This is a genomic window from Azospirillum argentinense, from assembly GCF_000632475.1.
In the GTDB taxonomy this organism is placed as follows: Bacteria; Pseudomonadota; Alphaproteobacteria; order Azospirillales; family Azospirillaceae; genus Azospirillum; species Azospirillum baldaniorum.
The window spans coordinates 1,855,049-1,871,274 of the sequence record NZ_CP007793.1 but is presented as its reverse complement, the minus strand read 5'-3'; the positions used below and the strand labels follow the sequence as shown (position 1 = coordinate 1,871,274).

Genomic DNA, 16,226 nt, shown 5'->3' with positions numbered 1-16,226 from the left:
CCTTGCACTTTCCGTTGCACGCGGGCGTGCCAACCCTCTCCGGGCTGTTGCGCCGCACCCATCACCGCTGGTAATACCATCGACGCTCAAGAGCTTCACAAAGTCACATAAATCCGGCATTGATGCCGACGGTCTAGGCCGATTGCACGCAAATCGGCCACTTGCGGCAGGGGAGATAAAGAACCATGAAAATCGCCATACCCAGGGAGCGGCGCGCGGGCGAGAATCGCGTCGCGGCGTCTCCGGAGACGGTCAAGAAACTCAAAGCCCTCAGCCTGGAAGTGGTCGTGGAGACCGGGGCCGGTCTGGGCTCGAACCTGCCGGACCGGGTGTATCAGGACGCCGGCGCGGAGATCGCGCCGGATGCCGCGTCGGCGCTGGCCGACGCCGACATCGTGCTGAAGGTGCAGCGCCCGCTGCTGGCCGGGGAAGGGGACCTCGACGAGCTGGCGCTGATCAAGCGCGGCGCGCTGCTGTTCGCCATCCTCAACCCCTACAACAGCCGCGACCACGTGGCGGCCTACGCCGCGGCCGGGGTGAACGCCTTCGCCATGGAGTTCATGCCGCGCATCACTCGCGCCCAGGTCATGGACGTGCTGTCCTCGCAGGCCAACCTCGCCGGCTACAAGGCGGTGGTCGATGCCGCCAGCGAGTACGGCCGGGCCTACCCGATGATGATGACCGCGGCGGGCACCGTGCCGCCGGCGCGCGCCTTCATCATGGGCGTCGGTGTGGCGGGCCTGCAGGCCATCGCCACGGCCAAGCGGCTGGGCGCCATCGTCTCGGCGACCGACGTGCGTCCGGCGGTCAAGGAGCAGGTGCAGTCGCTGGGCGGCAGCTTCGTCGCGGTCGAGAACGACGAGTTCAAGCAGGCCGAGACCGCGGGCGGCTACGCCAAGGAGATGTCCGACGACTACAAGCGCCAGCAGGCGGCGCTGGTGGCCGAGCACATCAAGAAGCAGGACATCGTCATCACCACGGCGCTGATCCCCGGGCGCAAGGCGCCGATCCTGGTGACGCGCGAGCATGTGGCGTCGATGAAGCCGGGCTCGGTGCTGATCGATCTGGCGGTGGAGCAGGGCGGCAACGTCGAGGGCTCGGAGCTGGGCAAGGTCGTCACCACGGAGAACGGGGTGAAGATCGTCGGCCACGCCAACTACCCCAGCCGCATCGCCGAGAGCGCCTCGCTGCTCTACGCCAAGAACCTGCTCGCTCTGCTGCAGTCACTGCACGACAAGGACCCCGAAGACAACACAAAGGGTCGCGTCACGCTCAACTGGGACGACGAGATCGTGAAGGCCATCGCGCTCACCCGCGATGGGCAGGTCGTTCATCCCGCCTTCGCCGGCCAGACGGTCTAAAGGCCGGACGGAATTAGGGAGAGACACATGGATCAGACTCAATTGTCCAACCGCGTCGCTGAGCTGAAGGCCCAGCTCGCCGCGGCCAGCCAGCAGATCGACGCGCTCGCCGCCCAGGCCGCCGCGCTCGGCCACGCCACTCCCGTCGCGGACGCGGCGAGCCACGGCAACTTCTTCATCACCGGCCTGACGGTGTTCGTTCTGGCCTGCTTCGTCGGCTACTACGTGGTGTGGCGGGTGACGCCGGCGCTGCACTCGCCGCTGATGGCGGTGACCAACGCGGTGTCCTCGGTGATCATCGTCGGTGCCCTGATCGCCGCCGGCCCCGCGGGGTTCGGCTTCTCCAAGATCATGGGCTTCCTCGCGGTCATCCTGGCCAGCGTCAACATCTTCGGCGGCTTCCTGGTCACCCAGCGCATGCTGTCGATGTTCAAGAAGAAGGGCAAGTAACCATGGAAACCCTGTCCGCCCTTCTCTATCTGGTCGCCTCGGTCTGCTTCATCATGGCGCTGCGCGGCCTGTCCAGCCCGGAGACCTCCCGCCAGGGCAACTTCTTCGGCATGGCCGGCATGACCATCGCCGTGCTGACCACGCTGGCCCTGCCCATTGTCCAGTCCTACTGGATGATCGTGCTCGGCATCGCGATCGGCGGCGGCATCGGCTACGTCATCGCCAAGAAGATCGAGATGACCGCCCTGCCGCAGCTCGTCGCCGCCTTCCACTCGCTGGTCGGTCTGGCCGCGGTGTTCGTGGCGCTGTCGGCCTTCTACTCGCCCGAGGCCTACGGCATCGGCGTCCCCGGCGCCATCGCCAAGGGCTCGCTGGTCGAGATGGCGCTGGGCACCGCCATCGGTGCGATCACCTTCACCGGCTCGATCGTCGCCTTTGCCAAGCTGCAGGGCCTGGTCACCGGCAAGCCGCTGGTCTTCCCCTTCCAGCACCACCTCAACGCCGGCCTCGGCATCCTCACCATCCTGCTCATCGTCTGGCTGGTGCAGAGCAACTCCGGCGTGGCGATGTGGATCATCGTTCTGGTTGCTCTGGCGCTCGGCTTCCTGCTGATCCTGCCGATCGGCGGCGCCGACATGCCGGTGGTCATCTCGATGCTGAACAGCTACTCGGGCTGGGCGGCAGCGGGCATCGGCTTCACGCTGCAGAACAACCTGCTGATCGTCACGGGCGCGCTGGTCGGCTCGTCGGGCGCGATCCTGTCCTACATCATGTGCAAGGGCATGAACCGCTCGATCTTCAACGTCATCCTGGGCGGCTTCGGCGGCGACAGCGGGGCGGCGTCGGCAGCGGCCGGCGGCGGCGAGCGCGGCACGGTCAAGGCTGGCTCGCCGGAGGACGCGGCCTACATCATGAAGAACGCCCAGTCGGTGATCATCGTCCCCGGCTACGGCATGGCGGTGGCTCAGGCCCAGCACGCGCTGCGCGAGATGGCCGACCTGCTGAAGAAGGAGGGCGTCGAGGTCAAGTACGCCATCCATCCGGTGGCGGGGCGCATGCCCGGGCACATGAACGTACTGCTGGCCGAGGCCAACGTGCCCTACGACGAGGTGTTCGAGCTGGAGGACATCAACCGCGACTTCGGCACCGCGGACGTGGCCTTCGTGATCGGCGCCAACGACGTGACCAACCCGGCGGCCAAGACCGATCCGCAGTCGCCGATCTACGGCATGCCGATCCTCGACGTCGAGAAGGCCAAGACGGTGTTCTTCATCAAGCGCGGCATGGCCGCCGGCTACGCCGGCGTCGAGAACGAGCTGTTCTTCCGCCCCAACACCATGATGCTGTTCGGCGACGCCAAGAAGGTCACCGAAGAGGTCGTGAAGTCGATGGAGTGACCCGCACCCTTACCGGTGTGGCGTAAGATGAACCCCCGGGGCCGGCGCGCCCCGGGGGTTTCTTTTTGCCCTCACAAGAAACGGAGAGAGGACGCCATGCCCGCCTACATCATCGCCGACGTGAACGTGACGAATCCCGCGGCCTATGAAAACTACAAGAAGCTGACCCCGAACGCGGTCGCCAAGAATGGCGGGCGCTTCATCGCCCGCGGCGGGCAGGCGGAGGAGCTGGAAGGCGGCTGGCAGCCCAACCGCGTGGTCATCCTGGAATTCCCAGACTACGCCACCGCCAAGGCCTTCTACGACAGCCCCGAATACCGTGAAGCGCGCGAGGTCCGGAAGGACGCCGCCGATTTCCGCATGATCGTGGTGGACGGCGCCTGACGCTCCCCGGAACAAGAAAAAGCCGTGCGGAGCCGCACGGCTTTTTCTTTTGGGAAAGGGAAGGGGGCCTTACGCCTTCTTGATGCCGAAGCAATGCTCCGGACCGGGGAAGCTGCGGGCCTTCACCTCGGCGGCGTAGGTCGCGGCGGCTTCGCCGATGGCGGTGCCGAGCTGGGCGTAGCGCTTGACGAACTTGGGCTGGAACTCGCCGAACAGGCCGAACATGTCGTCGGACACCAGGACCTGCCCGTCGCAGGCTGGGGAGGCGCCGATGCCGATGGTCGGTATGGTCACATCCTCGGTGATCTGGCGGGCCAGCGACTCCATCGTGCCCTCGATGACCAGGGAGAAAGCGCCAGCCTCGGCGATGGCGCGGGCGTCGGCGCGGATGCGCTCCGCCGCTTCCGGATCGCGGCCCACCGCCTTGTAGCCGCCGAGCGCGTTGACCGACTGCGGCAGCAGCCCGACATGGCCCATCACCGGCACGCCGCGGGTGGTCAGGTAGGCCACCGTCTCAGCCATCTCCAGTCCGCCTTCCACCTTCACCGCCTGGGCGCCACTCTCCGCCATGACGCGGGCGGCGTTGCGGAAGGCCACCTGGGGGCTCTCCTGGTAGCTGCCGAAGGGCAGGTCCACCACCACGCAGGCGTGGCGCGAGCCGCGCACCACGGCCGCGCCGTGGGCGATCATCATGTCGAGCGTGACGGGCAGCGTGCTGTCGAAGCCGTAAATCACCATGCCCAGCGAGTCGCCGACCAGCAGCAGATCGACGTGCGGGTCCAGCAGGCGGGCGACCGGAGTGGTGTAGGCGGTCAGGCAAACGATCGGCTCCCCGCCCTTGCGCGCGCGCAGCGCCGGCACGGAAACGCGCGGAGTGTCCTTGGATGCGCTCATTGGCGACCCTCCCCATTCTTTTCTTGGCAAGCTTTATTCGGTGCGGCGAAGCGGACCGCAGATGCACCAAAACCGCCCACGCGCAGACGCGGGGCGGCAGGTGCAAGACACAAGAGGGGCAAGCGCGCGAACGCGCATGGATGCCCGGCGCGCCGAAGCGCGCCTGTCAATCCGGCGCGAAACGCGCCTGAGGATTAATAGCCCTCGCGCTCCATACGCTTGCGGAGCAGCTTGCGGGTGCGACGCACCGCCTCAGCCTTCTCACGCGCGCGCTTCTCCGAGGGCTTCTCGTAGTTCCGGCGCAGCTTCATTTCCCGGAAAATGCCCTCGCGCTGCATCTTCTTCTTCAGCGCGCGGAGGGCCTGATCGACGTTGTTGTCTCGGACCAGAACTTGCACGTTAACCGTCACCTTTATCAAGTGAGCCGAGTTGCCATGAAGCAACAAACAGGCATGCGACAGGCATGCGCTTTCGGGCGCACCCCTTGTGTGGACCTTTATGTAGCACGGCCGGGGCCGCCTGTGAAGCGGAGTCTTCCAACCCTGCGTGTTCCGCTGCGACAAGGTGTGGGCAAAACGGTTGCCCGGCGGCCCGCGCCGCCCAGATAATAGGGCATGGCCCTGTTGAAGATCGCCCGCATGGGGCACCCGGTGCTGCGCAAGGTCGCAGACCCCGTGCCCGACCCGACGGCCCCGGAGATCCGGCGGCTGGCGTCCGACATGATCGACACCATGCTGGACGCGCCCGGAGTCGGGCTGGCGGCCCCGCAGGTGCACGAATCGCTGCGCATGATCGTGTTCCGCGTCCCCGCCATGCGTTCCGGCGGCGAGTCGGTGGAGCCGACCGTCCTCATCAACCCGGTGATCGAGCCGCTGGACGATGGGATGGAACACGGGATGGAGGGCTGCCTGTCGATCCCCGAGCTGCGCGGCGTCGTTCCGCGATTCGCGCGCATCCGCTACCGCGGAGTCGGGCTGGATGGCGAACCCATCGAGCGTGAGGCGTCGGGATTCCACGCCCGCGTCATCCAGCACGAGTGCGATCACCTGGACGGCGTGCTTTACATCGACCGGATGACCGATCTGCGCTATCTGGCCTTCACCGACGAGGCGCATCACATCACCGAGGCGCTGGAACAGCAGGAGGGGAGAGACTGACATGGACGCTGCGCTGGATATGGACGCGGTGCGGGACGACATCCTGCTCTCCACGCTTCCCAACATCGTGTTCGACGGCTGGAGCCTCCAGGCGCTGCGCGACGGCGCCCAGATGGCCGGCTACGACACGGCGACCATGCACCGCGCCTTCCCCGGCGGTGTGCCGGAGCTGGCCGAGCATTTCGGCGCCTGGACCGACCGCCGCATGCTGGCCGAGCTGGACAAGCACCCGCTCGACGAGATGAGGGTGGGCGAGAAGATCGCGCTCGCCATCCGCACCCATTTCGAGGTGCTGGAACCGCACATGGAGGCCAAGCGCCGCCTGCTCGCCTACCTCGCCATGCCGCAGAATATCGGCATGGGGCTGACCATGCTCTACCGCACGGTGGACGCCATGTGGTTCGCGGCGGGCGACACGGCCACTGACTTCAACCACTACACCAAGCGCGCCACGCTGGCCGCGGTGCTCAGCTCCGCGACCTTCTACTGGCTGGACGACCGGTCGGAGGGCCATGCCGAGACCTGGGCCTTTGTGGACCGCCGGCTCCGCGACGTCATGAGCATGGGCAAGGCGATGTCCGCCATGGGCCGCGCCGGCCGTCTGCTCAGCCATCTGCCAAGTCCGGCGCGCTTTGCCCGTCAGGTCCGCCAGCGTGCCGGCGCCGCTCCGGTGGACACCGCCTCCGCCCATATGGCCGAGAACATCTGACGGCTCAGGCCCTGGCCTTCTTAAGGATAGCTTTCTTGCGGGACGGTTTCTTGACGGCGGCGGTGCGGATCGCCGCCGCCAGGGCCGGGCGGGCCCAGAGCAGAAGCTCGTCCGGGTCGTCCAGCGCCGAGTCGGGCGGCGGAAAGTAGGGCAGGACCGTCGGCTTGTCGTCGAAGGGCTTGAAGGGGCGCAGGCCCAGCGCCTCGTACTCCGCGCGGTTGCCGTCGTCGGTCTTGAAATACAGGATGTTGCGGGCGACCAGGGCGAAGACGACGCCGTCGCAATAGACCGCGTAACCGCCGAACATGCGGCGGGCGGTGATGGCCCCCAACGGCGTCAGCGACTCGCACAGGAAACGGACGAGTTCGCTGACCGTGGCCATGGTGGGGAGCCTGTTGGTAAAAGCCTATTTTTTGCGGAAAGCGTCGAGCGCCACGACCTCGCCGCGCTTCGGCTCCTCGCCGGAACGGTCGGAGTCGGGCTTGCCGGATTCGGCCTTGCCGATATCCGACTTGGCGAGCTTCGCGATGGACGGCTTCGGCCCATCCTTGCCGTCCGCAGCCTTCTTCTCCGACGTCTCGCGCGCGGGAATGGTGGCGATCTCCGCCGATTCGGCGGGCTCGACCGGCTGGAACTGCAGGGCGAAATTCTCCGACGGATCGGCGAAGGTGGTGATGGCGGCGTAGGGAATCACCAGCCGCTCATGCACGTTGTTGAAGCTCAGCGTCACCTCGAAATGATCGTCCAGCGCCTCCAGCCCGTAGAACTGGTACTGGATGACGATGGTCATCTCGTTGGGATACTGGGACGACAGATATTCGGGGATGTCGACGCCTGGGTAACCCGTCCGGAAGGTCAGGTAGAAGTGATGATCGCCGGGGAGCCCGCGGTCCGTCACCTGGCGGAGCGCGTCACGGACGACACCGCGCAGGGCGGCCTCGACCATGCGGTCATAACGCAACTGCTCTCTCGGCATTCTTGGGCGGGTCCTTAACGCCAGACAGGTAAGTGTGGGCCTTCTGTTGCTAGGCGGCCCACGGCCCCACCCTCAGGTGCTACCCATCGGGGATTGATTTCGGTCAGTTACCGCTGTTAGGCGGCAACGGCGACCGGAGCAACGTTGTCGTTGGCAACTATTGCAATGGCCCGATAACGGCGGAACCATGCCGGGCGAAGACCATGCCTTTACCACGCGTGTCGATCCTATTTCGCCCCCAACGAACCCGCTCCCTACGGCAACGCCCGAGAGACCGGTGGTTTGTTTGGTGGAGGCGCCGGGTACCGCCCCCGGGTCCACAACGCTTATTCCGCAAGGCGTTTATCGCCATAGTCGGCTGCTGCCGACGGACCCAATATAGGCCCTTCATCCGGATATGGAAAGGGGGTGCGGCGGATTCTGACCGGAGGCTCCTGCAAAGGGGTGACTGTCCGGGTTCGCGGACGTAGAGTGCCGCCCGAATTTCAGTCCCCGGAGTACCCATGCCGATCACGCCCGAGCAGCGCGCCGAGATCGACCGCCTGCGCGCCGTCACCGCCACCACCCGCCGCGCCACCGTTCCGGCCCTGGAGGAGATCCTCTACGAGCCGATCGAGGTCCTGGACCACGGCTTCGTGCGCGTCGTCGACTACATGGGCGACGATTCGGCCGTCGTCCAGGCGGCGCGCGTGTCCTACGGCAAGGGCACCAAGAAGGTCACCGAGGACGCCGGCCTCATCAAGTATCTGATGCGCCACCGCCACTCGACCCCGTTCGAGATGTGCGAGATCAAGTTCCACGTCAAGCTGCCGATCTTCGTCGCCCGCCAGTGGATTCGCCATCGCACGGCGAACGTCAACGAATACTCCGCGCGCTACTCCATCCTCGACCGCGAGTTCTACATCCCGACGCCCGAGAACCTGGGCGCCCAGGCCGTCGTCAACCGGCAGGGCCGCGGCGACGTTCTTCAGGGCGACGAGGCGGCGGCGGTGATGAAGCTGCTGCGCGACGATTCGGAGACGGTTTACGCGCACTACGAGGAGATGCTGAACCAGCGCGAGGACGGCACCACCATCGAGGAAGGGCGCCAGGGTCTGGCGCGCGAGCTGGCGCGCATGAACCTGACGCTGAACTACTACACGCAGTGGTACTGGAAGGTCGATCTCCACAACCTTCTTCATTTCCTCAGCCTGCGCGCCGACCCGCACGCCCAGTACGAGATCCGCGTCTACGCCGAGGCCATGCTGGACGTGGTGAAGCGCTGGGTCCCCGCCGTGTTCGACGCATTCAGCGAGTACCGGCTGGGCGGCACCCACATGTCGAAAACCGGCCTGGAGGTCGTGAAGCGCCTGCTGTCCGGCGAGGCCGTGACCCAGGAAGCCAGCGGACTGTCCAAGCGCGAATGGCGGGAACTGATGGACCAGCTCGGCCGCGCCGAGTAACGCCCGCTTCAACTGAAGGACCAACCGTCATGACGCCGCCCCCGATGACTCCGCACGAGGCCGATGGACTTCACCGCCAGGGCCTCGTCGCAGCACAGGCCGGGCGGTTTGACGAGGCGCTGGAGCTGATCGGGCGGGCCATCGCCGCCTATCCCTCGGTCCCCGTCTGGTGGGCCAACTACGGGCTGGTGATGGAAAGCCTGGGCGACGTCGCCGGGGCGGCCAACGCCTATGCCGGGGCGCTGAACCTCGATCCGTCGCTGGAGATGGCGATGGACGGGCTGCTCACCATGGCGGAGGCGGTGCGCCAGGCCGGCGATTCGGCGCGCGCGGAGGCCTTCTTCCGCCGCGCCATCGCACTGAACCCGAAGACTCTGGCGGCCGTCGCCAATCTGGGGGTGCTGCTGCGCGCCCAGGCGCGGCGGGCGGAGGCGGTGACGCTCTATGAGAGGGCCGGGCGGCTCGACCCGGCCAACTGGGCGCACCCCTACAACCTCGGCAACGCGCTGGCCGAGATGAACCGGCTGGGCGAAGCCGACGATGCCTATGAAGCGGCGCTCGCCCTCGCGCCGGGCCGGGCGGAGGTGCGGGCCAACCGCGCCACCCGCGTGCTCGCCATGCAGGGGCGGGCGGACGAGGCGCTGGCGGAAATTGACGCCGTGGTGGCGCAGCACGGCACCGTCGATTCGCTGCACGCCTCGCGCCTTTATCTGATGCAGTTCGTGCCGGGGCTGACCATGCCGGCCATCGCCCAGGCCCACGCGGACTGGGGCGCCCGCTACCCCGACCGTCCGGCGCCCGCGGTGGCCGCCCCGGCGCCGAAGATTCGCATCGGCTATGTCTCGCCGGACTTCCGCGCCCATCCCGTGGGCTTCTTCCTGGAGCCGGTGCTGGCGAACCACGACCGCTCGGCCTTCGAGGTCGTGTGCTACGCCAACACCGCCAACCCGGATTGGAAGACCGAGCGGCTGATGGCCCAGGCCGACCACTGGGTCTGGACCACCGGCCTGGACGACGCGGCGCTGGCCCAGCGCATCCAGGCGGACGGCATCCACATCCTGGTCGATCTGGCCGGGCAGACCTTCGGCAACCGCCTGCCGGTCTTCGCGCGGCGCGCGGCGCCGGTGCAGGCAACCTGGGCGGGCTATGTCGGCACCACCGGCCTGCCGGCCATGGATTACCTGATTTCCGATTCGCGGCAGAGCCCGCCGGGATCGGACGGTTGGTGCATCGAGGGCGTCGTGCGCATGCCGGACGCCTACGTCCCTTGGGCGCCGCCCGAGGACGCGCCGGCTGTGGCTTCGCTGCCGCTGGCGACGCGCGGCCACGCCACCTTCGGCTCCTTCAACGCACTGCCCAAGCTGAACGCGGAGGTCGCGGCGCTGTGGGCACGCGTGCTGGGCGCCGTCCCCGGTTCCCGCCTGCTGCTGCGCACGCCGGGCCTGGACGACGCCGGCACCGCCGCGCGCACCCTGGCGTTGTTCGAGCGGGCCGGGCTGGATCCGGCGCGGGTGGATTTGCGGGGCGGGGCGCCGCACCGGGAGTTCCTGGCCGGCTACGGCGAGGTCGACGTGGCGCTCGACCCCTTCCCTTATTCCGGCGGTCTGACGACTCTGGAGGCGCTGTGGATGGGCGTGCCGGTGGTGACGCTGGGCGGCGACCGCTTCTGCGCCCGCCATTCGGTGACGCACCTCGCCTCGGCGGGGCTGTCCGATCTGGTGGCCGACGGGCCGGACGGCTACGTCGCCAAGGCGGCGGCGCTGGTGGCCGACCCGGCGGCGCTAGCGGCCCTGCGCGGCGGCCTGCGGGACCGGCTGGCGGCGTCGCCGGCGCTGAACGGCGTGCGCTTCACCCGCGCGCTGGAGGCCGCCTTCGGCGTGATGTGGCAGCGCTTCCAGGCCGGGCAGGGGCGGGCGAGCTTCGCGCTCAGTTTCGATTGAGCCTCAGGCGCGCTCCGACCCCGGCGCGCCGGTGCTCCACAGCAGGCCCAGCACCACGCCCTTGCAACGCGGCAGCAGCAGGCCGGTCAGCAACAGGGTCAACAGCGGCCAGATGGTGAGATGCACCCAGGTGGCCGGCTCGTAGCTCTGCTCGACCGACAGGACCGCCGGAATGATGATGTGGCCGACGATCAGGATGGTCATCCAAGGCGGGGCGTCGTCGGCGCGCAGATGGCCGAACGCCTCGCCGCAATGGGCGCAGTGGTCGACCGGCTTCAGATAGTTCCGCAGCAGGCGCCCGCGTCCGCAGGCCGGGCATTGCCCCATCAGCCCGCGCAGCGCCGCCGTCGTCTTCGACCGCGCGCCGTCCTGAGTGCCGTCTTCCACCGCCCTGTCTTCCGCCGTCATGACCGTACCCCTGCGATCCGCTCCCCGAAGGGCCTCATATGGGGAGGGAGCGACCGATCGTCACGCCGTTCCGTCGCCCGCACCCCGGGGTTGCGCCGCGCGCAGGGCCTCCACGCGGCGGGCGATGTTCTCCAGCCGCATCTGAAGCTCATGGGCGCACAGCGCGTGCGCGGCGGCGCGGGCCTCCGCCTCGATGTCGGCGATGGCGGCTTCGAAGGCATTGAGTCGGGCTTGGAGTCGGGCGTCGCGCGGGTCTTCGCTCATCGGATTCCTGCTCCGGCAGTTGACGGACCGGCCCCTGGGCGTCTACGGGATGCACAAACCCCCTCCGGGAGCCTGGAGCCATGACGATCACCCGCCTGTTTCTCGCCGCCGCCACGGCGGCTGTCGCGCTGACCAGCGCCGCCGCCTTCGCCCAGACCAAGACCGTCGCGATCACCGCCATCGTCGAGCATCCGGCGCTGGACGCCACGCGCGACGGCGTGATCGAGGCGCTGAAGGCCGCGGGCTACACGCCGGGTGACACCCTGAAGGTCGAGTATCAGAGCGCCCAGGGCAACCCCGCGACCGCCGCGCAGATCGCGCGCCAGTTCGCCGGCGCCCGTCCGGACGTGATCGTTCCGATCTCCACCCCCTCCGCCCAGGCCGTCGTCGCCTCGACCCGCGACATTCCGGTGGTCTTCACCGCGGTGACCGACCCGGTCGGCGCGCAACTCGTCCGCAGCCTGGACAAGCCCGGCGCCAACGTCACCGGCGTGTCGGACATGGCCCCGGTGGCCGAGCATGTCGCGCTGATCCGCGAGATCGTGCCGTCCGTGAAGCGTCTGGGCGTCCTCTACAACGCCGGCGAGCCGAACTCGGTCTCGCTGGTCAAGGCGCTGAAGGACGAGGCGCAGAAGGCAGGGCTGACCGTGGTCGAGGCGACCGCCACCAAGTCCGCCGATGCCCAGCCCGCCGCCCGCAGCCTCGTCGGCAAGGCGGACGCGATCTACGTGCCGCTGGACAACACGGTCGTCTCGGCGCTTGAGAGCGTCGTCGCGGTGGGCCAGCAGGCCAAGCTGCCGGTCTTCTCCGCCGACACCGACAGCGTGGCGCGCGGCACGGTGGCCTCCATCGGCTTCGACTATCGGCAGGTCGGCCGCCAGACCGGCGAGGCCGTGGTCCGCATCCTCAAGGGCGAGAAGCCGGGCGACGTTCCGGTAACCTTCGCCAAGGGCACCGACCTGTTCGTGAATCCGAAATCCGCCGCGGCGATGGGCGTGACCATCCCCGAAGCGGTGACCCGGCGCGCGACCAAGGTGGTCGGGCAGTAAGTTTAATCTGCAAGGACCAAGTTCCGCTGGCTCTGCCCCCTCCCTAGCCCTCCCCCGCCTTCGGCGAGGGAGGGGACTCCTCCCCCGCCTTCGGCGAGGGAGGGGACTGATTCTCCCTCTCCCGCGTGAGCGGGGGAGGGTTGGGGTGGGGGCAAAGCCGGCGAAGCCGGATACACACATGAGTGAAATCGCCTTTTTCGGGGCCGTCGAGATCGGGCTGGTGTACGCGCTGGTCGCCCTTGGCGTGTACCTGTCCTTCCGGGTGCTCGATTTCCCGGACCTGACGGTGGACGGCAGCTTCCCACTGGGCGCGGCGGTCTGCGCCACGCTGCTGGTCGCCGGGGTCAACCCGTGGATCGCCAGCCTCGTCGCGGCGCTGGCCGGGTCGATGGCCGGGCTGGTCACGGCGACGCTGAACGTCCGCTTCAAGATCCTGCACCTGCTGGCCAGCATCCTGACCATGATCGCGCTGTTCTCGGTGAACCTGCGCGTGATGGGCCGCCCGAACGTGGCGCTGCTGATGCAGGACACGGTGCTGACGCCCTTTTACGGGCTGGGGCTGCCCGACCATGTGGTGCGGCCGCTCGTCGTGCTGGTCGTGGTCGTTGTGATCGTCCTGCTGCTGGCTCGCTTCCTGAACAGCGAATTCGGCCTCGCCATGCGGGCGACCGGCGTCAACGCCCGGATGGCCCGCGCACAGGGGGTTCAGACGGACTTCCACATCTACGCCGGCATGGCGCTGTCGAACGGGCTGTGCGCCCTGGCCGGGGCGCTGTTCGCCCAGACCAACGGCTTCGCCGACGTGACCACCGGCATCGGCACCATCGTGGTCGGTCTGGCCGCGGTGATCGTCGGCGAGACGGTGCTGCCGGCCCGCGCGATGCTGTGGGCGCTGGTCGGCTGCGTCGTCGGCTCCATCCTCTACCGTCTGGCGGTCCAGCTGGCCCTGTCGGCGGACGCCATCGGGCTCCAGGCCTCCGACCTCAACCTCGTCACCGCCGTCCTGGTTGCGGTGGCGCTGATCCTGCCGCGGATGCGGCTGAAAGCCGCATCGAAGAAGAGGGAGGCCGCCCGATGATCACGGTCAACGGCATCCATGTCACCTTCGGGCGCGGCACCCCGCTGGAGAAGCACGCCCTGCGCGGCGTCGACCTGACGATCCCGGAAGGGCAGTTCGTCACCGTCATTGGCTCCAACGGCGCCGGCAAGTCGACCTTCCTGGGTGCGCTGGCCGGCGACGTGATCGCCGAGGAGGGCCGCATCGCCATCGACGGGGTCGACGTCACCCGCTGGGCGACGCCGAAGCGCGCCTCGCTGGTCGCCCGCGTCTTCCAGGACCCGATGGTCGGAAGCTGCACCGCGCTGACCATCGAGGAGAACATGGCGCTGGCCGCCGCCCGCGGGCGCCGCCGCGGCCTGGGCTTCGCCCTGCGCGGCGACCGCCGCCGGCATTTCCGCGAGCGCATCGCGGAACTGGGGCTGGGGCTGGAAAACCGGCTGCACGACCGCATGGGACTGCTGTCCGGCGGGCAGCGGCAGGCGGTCAGCCTGCTTATGGCGACGCTCGCCGGGTCGAAGATCCTGCTGCTCGACGAGCACACGGCGGCGCTCGACCCCGGAACGGCGGAGTTCGTGCTGGGCCTGACCCGCCGCATCGTCGAGGAGAACCGGCTGACCACGCTGATGGTCACCCACTCCATGCGGCAGGCGCTGGACTACGGCGACCGCACGGTGATGCTGCACGAGGGAAGGATCGTGCTCGACGTGTCGGGGGAGCAGCGCGCCGGGCTGGACGTGCCGCATCTTCTGGCCCTGTTCGCCAAGCAGCGCGGCGGCGAGGACATCACCGACGACAGCCTGCTGATCGGGTGAGGTCTGATCGGCTGAGGCGGGGGAGGGGCGTCAGACGGTCTTGCGGTCGCGCTCCCCCTCCGGGTCCTCGCGGTCGGCCTCGAACAGGGCCTGAAGCTCGGCGGCGGCCTGCCGGGAGGTCTGGATCAGGCGGTTCTCGTCGTGGTGCACGGCGTGCTGTCGGATCAGCGTGCGCTCGTCATGCTCGCGGAAGGTGTCCAGCGTGTGCCGGGTTTCCTCCGGCGGCAGGCCCAGCGATTCCAGCACGCCGCCGGTCAGCCGCAGGCTGGAATCGTAGGTCTCGCGCACGAAATGCGTGACCCCGCGGTCCATCAGGAAATGGGCGTGGCGGCGGTTGCGGGCGCGGGCGTGGATGACGAGGTGGGGGAAATGGCGCGTCGCCAGCTCCACCACGCGCAGCGACTGCTCCATGTCCTCCAGCGCCACCACCAGCACCTTGGCCTTGTCGGCCCCGGCGGCGCGCAGCAGGTCGAGCCGCGACGGGTCGCCGTAATAGACCTTGTTGCCGAAGCGCCGCACGACGTCGACCTGCTCGGCGCTCTGCTCCAGCGCCGTAAAGGGGATGCCGCGCAGCCGCAGCACGCGCCCGACGATCTGCCCGACCCGGCCGAAGCCGCAGATCAGCACCGGCGGCTCCCCGTCCGGCGCGATGGTGTCGTAGGGGCGGACGGGCTTCACGATCAGCCGCGGCGCCAGCCAGCGCTCCTCCGCCGCGAAGACGAAGGGGGTGGCGATCATCGACAGCGTGACCACCAGCATGGCCGTCGCCGCCTGCCCCCCGCTCATCGCCCCGACGCCGACGGCCAGACCGAACAGCACGAAGCCGAACTCGCCGCCCTGGCTCAGCACGGTGGACAGCCGCGTCGAGCCGCCCGGACGCAGGCCGGACAGGCGGGCCAGCCCGAACAGCACTGCGGCCTTCAGCGCCATCAGCCCAAGCGCCAGCGACAGGTAGCGCACCGGCTCGGCCATCAGCGCCGCCACGTCGGCCCCCATGCCCACCGACACGAAGAACAGGCCGAGCAGCAGCCCCTCGAACGGCGCGATGTCGGCCTGCACCTCGTGCCGGTACTCCGAATCGGACAGCAGCACCCCGGCCATGAAAGCGCCGAGCGACATGGACAGCCCCGCCCAGGCGGCGAACAGGGCGGTGCCCAGCACGATCAGCAGGGCGGTGGCGGTGAAGATCTCCGGCGTCCGGGCGCCGTCCACGATGCGCAGCACCGGGCGCAGCAGGTAGCGCCCGCCGGCCAGGATCACCGCGATCGCTCCGCCGGCCTTCAGCACGGCCAGCCACGCGGTTCCCGCGTCCGGCACCTCCCCGGCGCCATGGCCGAGCAGGGGCAGCAGCGCCACCGCCGGGATGATGGCGAGGTCCTGGAACAGCAGGATCGAGAAGGCGCTGCGTCCGGCGTTGGTGGTCAGCAACTCCCGTTCCGCCAGCATGGGCAGCACCATGGCGGTGGAGGAGAGTGACAGGCCGAATCCGGTCACCGCCGCGGCGGCGGGGGTGAATCCCAGCAGGAAAATGGTGGCGGCGGCGATCACGACGGAGGTCACCGCGACCTGGGCACCGCCGAGCCCCAGGACCGATCGTCGCATCACCCAGAGGCGGGCGGGGCGCAACTCCAGCCCGATCAGGAACAGCAGCATGATGACGCCGAGTTCCGAGACGTGCCGGATCGCCTCGACGTCCGTCACCAGACCGAGCCCGCCCGGCCCGATGGCCAACCCCGCGGCGAGATAGCCGAGCGGCCCGCCGAAGCCGATCCGCTTGGCCACCGGCACCGCCAGGACCACGGCGGCCAGCAGCACCACCAACGTCACGAAATCCGGCATCGGCCCCACCCCCTAAAGGCTTTCCCCCACCTAACCCTCCCCCGCTAAACGCAGGGGAGGGAACTTAGGCCCTCCCCTGCGTTA

At 68.7% G+C, this 16,226-nt stretch carries 18 protein-coding genes and 1 other RNA gene; 11 read left to right on the top strand and 8 right to left on the bottom strand.

What is annotated here, in order from left to right; all coding sequences use genetic code 11:
• Positions 1-185 precede the first annotated feature (185 nt).
• The 4 genes from ABAZ39_RS08950 to ABAZ39_RS08935 all read left to right on the top strand — a co-directional run bounded on the left by ABAZ39_RS08950 (position 186) and on the right by ABAZ39_RS08935 (position 3,592).
• Positions 186-1,361, top strand: coding sequence for a Re/Si-specific NAD(P)(+) transhydrogenase subunit alpha (locus ABAZ39_RS08950; protein WP_038528653.1), 1,176 nt, complete (start codon positions 186-188; stop codon positions 1,359-1,361).
• Positions 1,362-1,388: 27 nt separating this feature from the next.
• Complete coding sequence (locus ABAZ39_RS08945) at positions 1,389-1,811, top strand: NAD(P) transhydrogenase subunit alpha part 2 (RefSeq protein ID WP_038528650.1); 423 nt, start codon at positions 1,389-1,391, stop codon at positions 1,809-1,811.
• 2 nt (positions 1,812-1,813) lie between these two features.
• The gene (locus ABAZ39_RS08940) at positions 1,814-3,208 is read left to right on the top strand and encodes an NAD(P)(+) transhydrogenase (Re/Si-specific) subunit beta (protein ID WP_038528648.1); all 1,395 of its coding nucleotides are present in this window, start codon (positions 1,814-1,816) and stop codon (positions 3,206-3,208) included.
• A 96-nt stretch (positions 3,209-3,304) separates the two neighbouring features.
• Entirely contained in the window at positions 3,305-3,592 is a 288-nt protein-coding gene (locus tag ABAZ39_RS08935; RefSeq protein ID WP_038528644.1) for a DUF1330 domain-containing protein, read from the top strand.
• A 69-nt stretch (positions 3,593-3,661) separates the two neighbouring features.
• Here the strand turns inward: ABAZ39_RS08935 and panB are convergent, their stop codons facing one another.
• Positions 3,662-4,486 carry a 3-methyl-2-oxobutanoate hydroxymethyltransferase gene (gene panB, locus ABAZ39_RS08930; protein WP_038528641.1) on the bottom strand — a complete coding sequence of 275 codons (825 nt, stop codon included), beginning with the start codon at positions 4,484-4,486 and terminating at the stop codon, positions 3,662-3,664.
• 194 nt (positions 4,487-4,680) lie between these two features.
• On the bottom strand, positions 4,681-4,884 hold the full coding sequence (rpsU, locus tag ABAZ39_RS08925) for a 30S ribosomal protein S21 (RefSeq protein ID WP_012974546.1): 204 nt from the start codon (positions 4,882-4,884) through the stop codon (positions 4,681-4,683).
• A gap of 216 nt (positions 4,885-5,100) precedes the next feature.
• Here rpsU and def point away from each other — a divergent pair, with 216 nt between their 5' ends.
• Both def and ABAZ39_RS08915 read left to right on the top strand, forming a co-directional pair.
• The gene (gene def, locus ABAZ39_RS08920) at positions 5,101-5,643 is read left to right on the top strand and encodes a peptide deformylase (RefSeq protein WP_038528638.1); all 543 of its coding nucleotides are present in this window, start codon (positions 5,101-5,103) and stop codon (positions 5,641-5,643) included.
• A 1-nt stretch (position 5,644) separates the two neighbouring features.
• On the top strand, positions 5,645-6,352 hold the full coding sequence (locus tag ABAZ39_RS08915) for a COQ9 family protein (protein ID WP_051657888.1): 708 nt from the start codon (positions 5,645-5,647) through the stop codon (positions 6,350-6,352).
• A 4-nt stretch (positions 6,353-6,356) separates the two neighbouring features.
• On the opposite strand, the gene ABAZ39_RS08910 is transcribed toward ABAZ39_RS08915, so the two are convergent.
• The 3 genes from ABAZ39_RS08910 to ssrA form a co-directional block, all read right to left on the bottom strand.
• Entirely contained in the window at positions 6,357-6,734 is a 378-nt protein-coding gene (locus ABAZ39_RS08910) for a TfoX/Sxy family protein (RefSeq protein WP_038528635.1), read from the bottom strand.
• A gap of 24 nt (positions 6,735-6,758) precedes the next feature.
• Entirely contained in the window at positions 6,759-7,328 is a 570-nt protein-coding gene (locus tag ABAZ39_RS08905) for an SspB family protein (protein WP_038528632.1), read from the bottom strand.
• A gap of 31 nt (positions 7,329-7,359) precedes the next feature.
• Positions 7,360-7,736, bottom strand: a transfer-messenger RNA (tmRNA) gene (gene ssrA / locus ABAZ39_RS33725).
• A 95-nt stretch (positions 7,737-7,831) separates the two neighbouring features.
• On the opposite strand from ssrA, the gene thyX reads away from it, so the two are divergent.
• Together thyX and ABAZ39_RS08895 are read left to right on the top strand one after the other, a co-directional pair.
• The gene (thyX, locus tag ABAZ39_RS08900) at positions 7,832-8,770 is read left to right on the top strand and encodes an FAD-dependent thymidylate synthase (protein ID WP_038528629.1); all 939 of its coding nucleotides are present in this window, start codon (positions 7,832-7,834) and stop codon (positions 8,768-8,770) included.
• 29 nt (positions 8,771-8,799) lie between these two features.
• A complete protein-coding gene (locus tag ABAZ39_RS08895; RefSeq protein WP_038528627.1) occupies positions 8,800-10,710 on the top strand; it encodes an O-linked N-acetylglucosamine transferase, SPINDLY family protein in 1,911 nt (636 codons plus the stop codon).
• Positions 10,711-10,713: 3 nt separating this feature from the next.
• On the opposite strand, the gene ABAZ39_RS08890 is transcribed toward ABAZ39_RS08895, so the two are convergent.
• Together ABAZ39_RS08890 and ABAZ39_RS08885 are read right to left on the bottom strand one after the other, a co-directional pair.
• A complete protein-coding gene (locus ABAZ39_RS08890) occupies positions 10,714-11,118 on the bottom strand; it encodes a DUF983 domain-containing protein (protein WP_038528624.1) in 405 nt (134 codons plus the stop codon).
• 60 nt (positions 11,119-11,178) lie between these two features.
• The gene (locus ABAZ39_RS08885) at positions 11,179-11,382 is read right to left on the bottom strand and encodes a hypothetical protein (protein WP_038528622.1); all 204 of its coding nucleotides are present in this window, start codon (positions 11,380-11,382) and stop codon (positions 11,179-11,181) included.
• Between the two features lie 80 nt (positions 11,383-11,462).
• Between ABAZ39_RS08885 and ABAZ39_RS08880 the strand changes: the two genes are divergently transcribed.
• From ABAZ39_RS08880 to ABAZ39_RS08870, 3 genes are all read left to right on the top strand, one after another.
• Positions 11,463-12,431: an ABC transporter substrate-binding protein gene (locus ABAZ39_RS08880; protein ID WP_038528618.1), complete on the top strand. Its 969-nt coding sequence runs from the start codon at positions 11,463-11,465 to the stop codon at positions 12,429-12,431.
• Positions 12,432-12,609: 178 nt separating this feature from the next.
• The gene (locus ABAZ39_RS08875) at positions 12,610-13,509 is read left to right on the top strand and encodes an ABC transporter permease (RefSeq protein ID WP_038528615.1); all 900 of its coding nucleotides are present in this window, start codon (positions 12,610-12,612) and stop codon (positions 13,507-13,509) included.
• On the top strand, positions 13,506-14,303 hold the full coding sequence (locus tag ABAZ39_RS08870; RefSeq protein ID WP_038528612.1) for an ABC transporter ATP-binding protein: 798 nt from the start codon (positions 13,506-13,508) through the stop codon (positions 14,301-14,303). The genes ABAZ39_RS08875 and ABAZ39_RS08870 overlap by 4 nt, the downstream gene beginning before the upstream one ends.
• 30 nt (positions 14,304-14,333) lie before the next feature.
• Here the strand turns inward: ABAZ39_RS08870 and ABAZ39_RS08865 are convergent, their stop codons facing one another.
• On the bottom strand, positions 14,334-16,142 hold the full coding sequence (locus ABAZ39_RS08865) for a monovalent cation:proton antiporter-2 (CPA2) family protein (protein ID WP_038528609.1): 1,809 nt from the start codon (positions 16,140-16,142) through the stop codon (positions 14,334-14,336).
• Positions 16,143-16,226 lie beyond the last annotated feature (84 nt).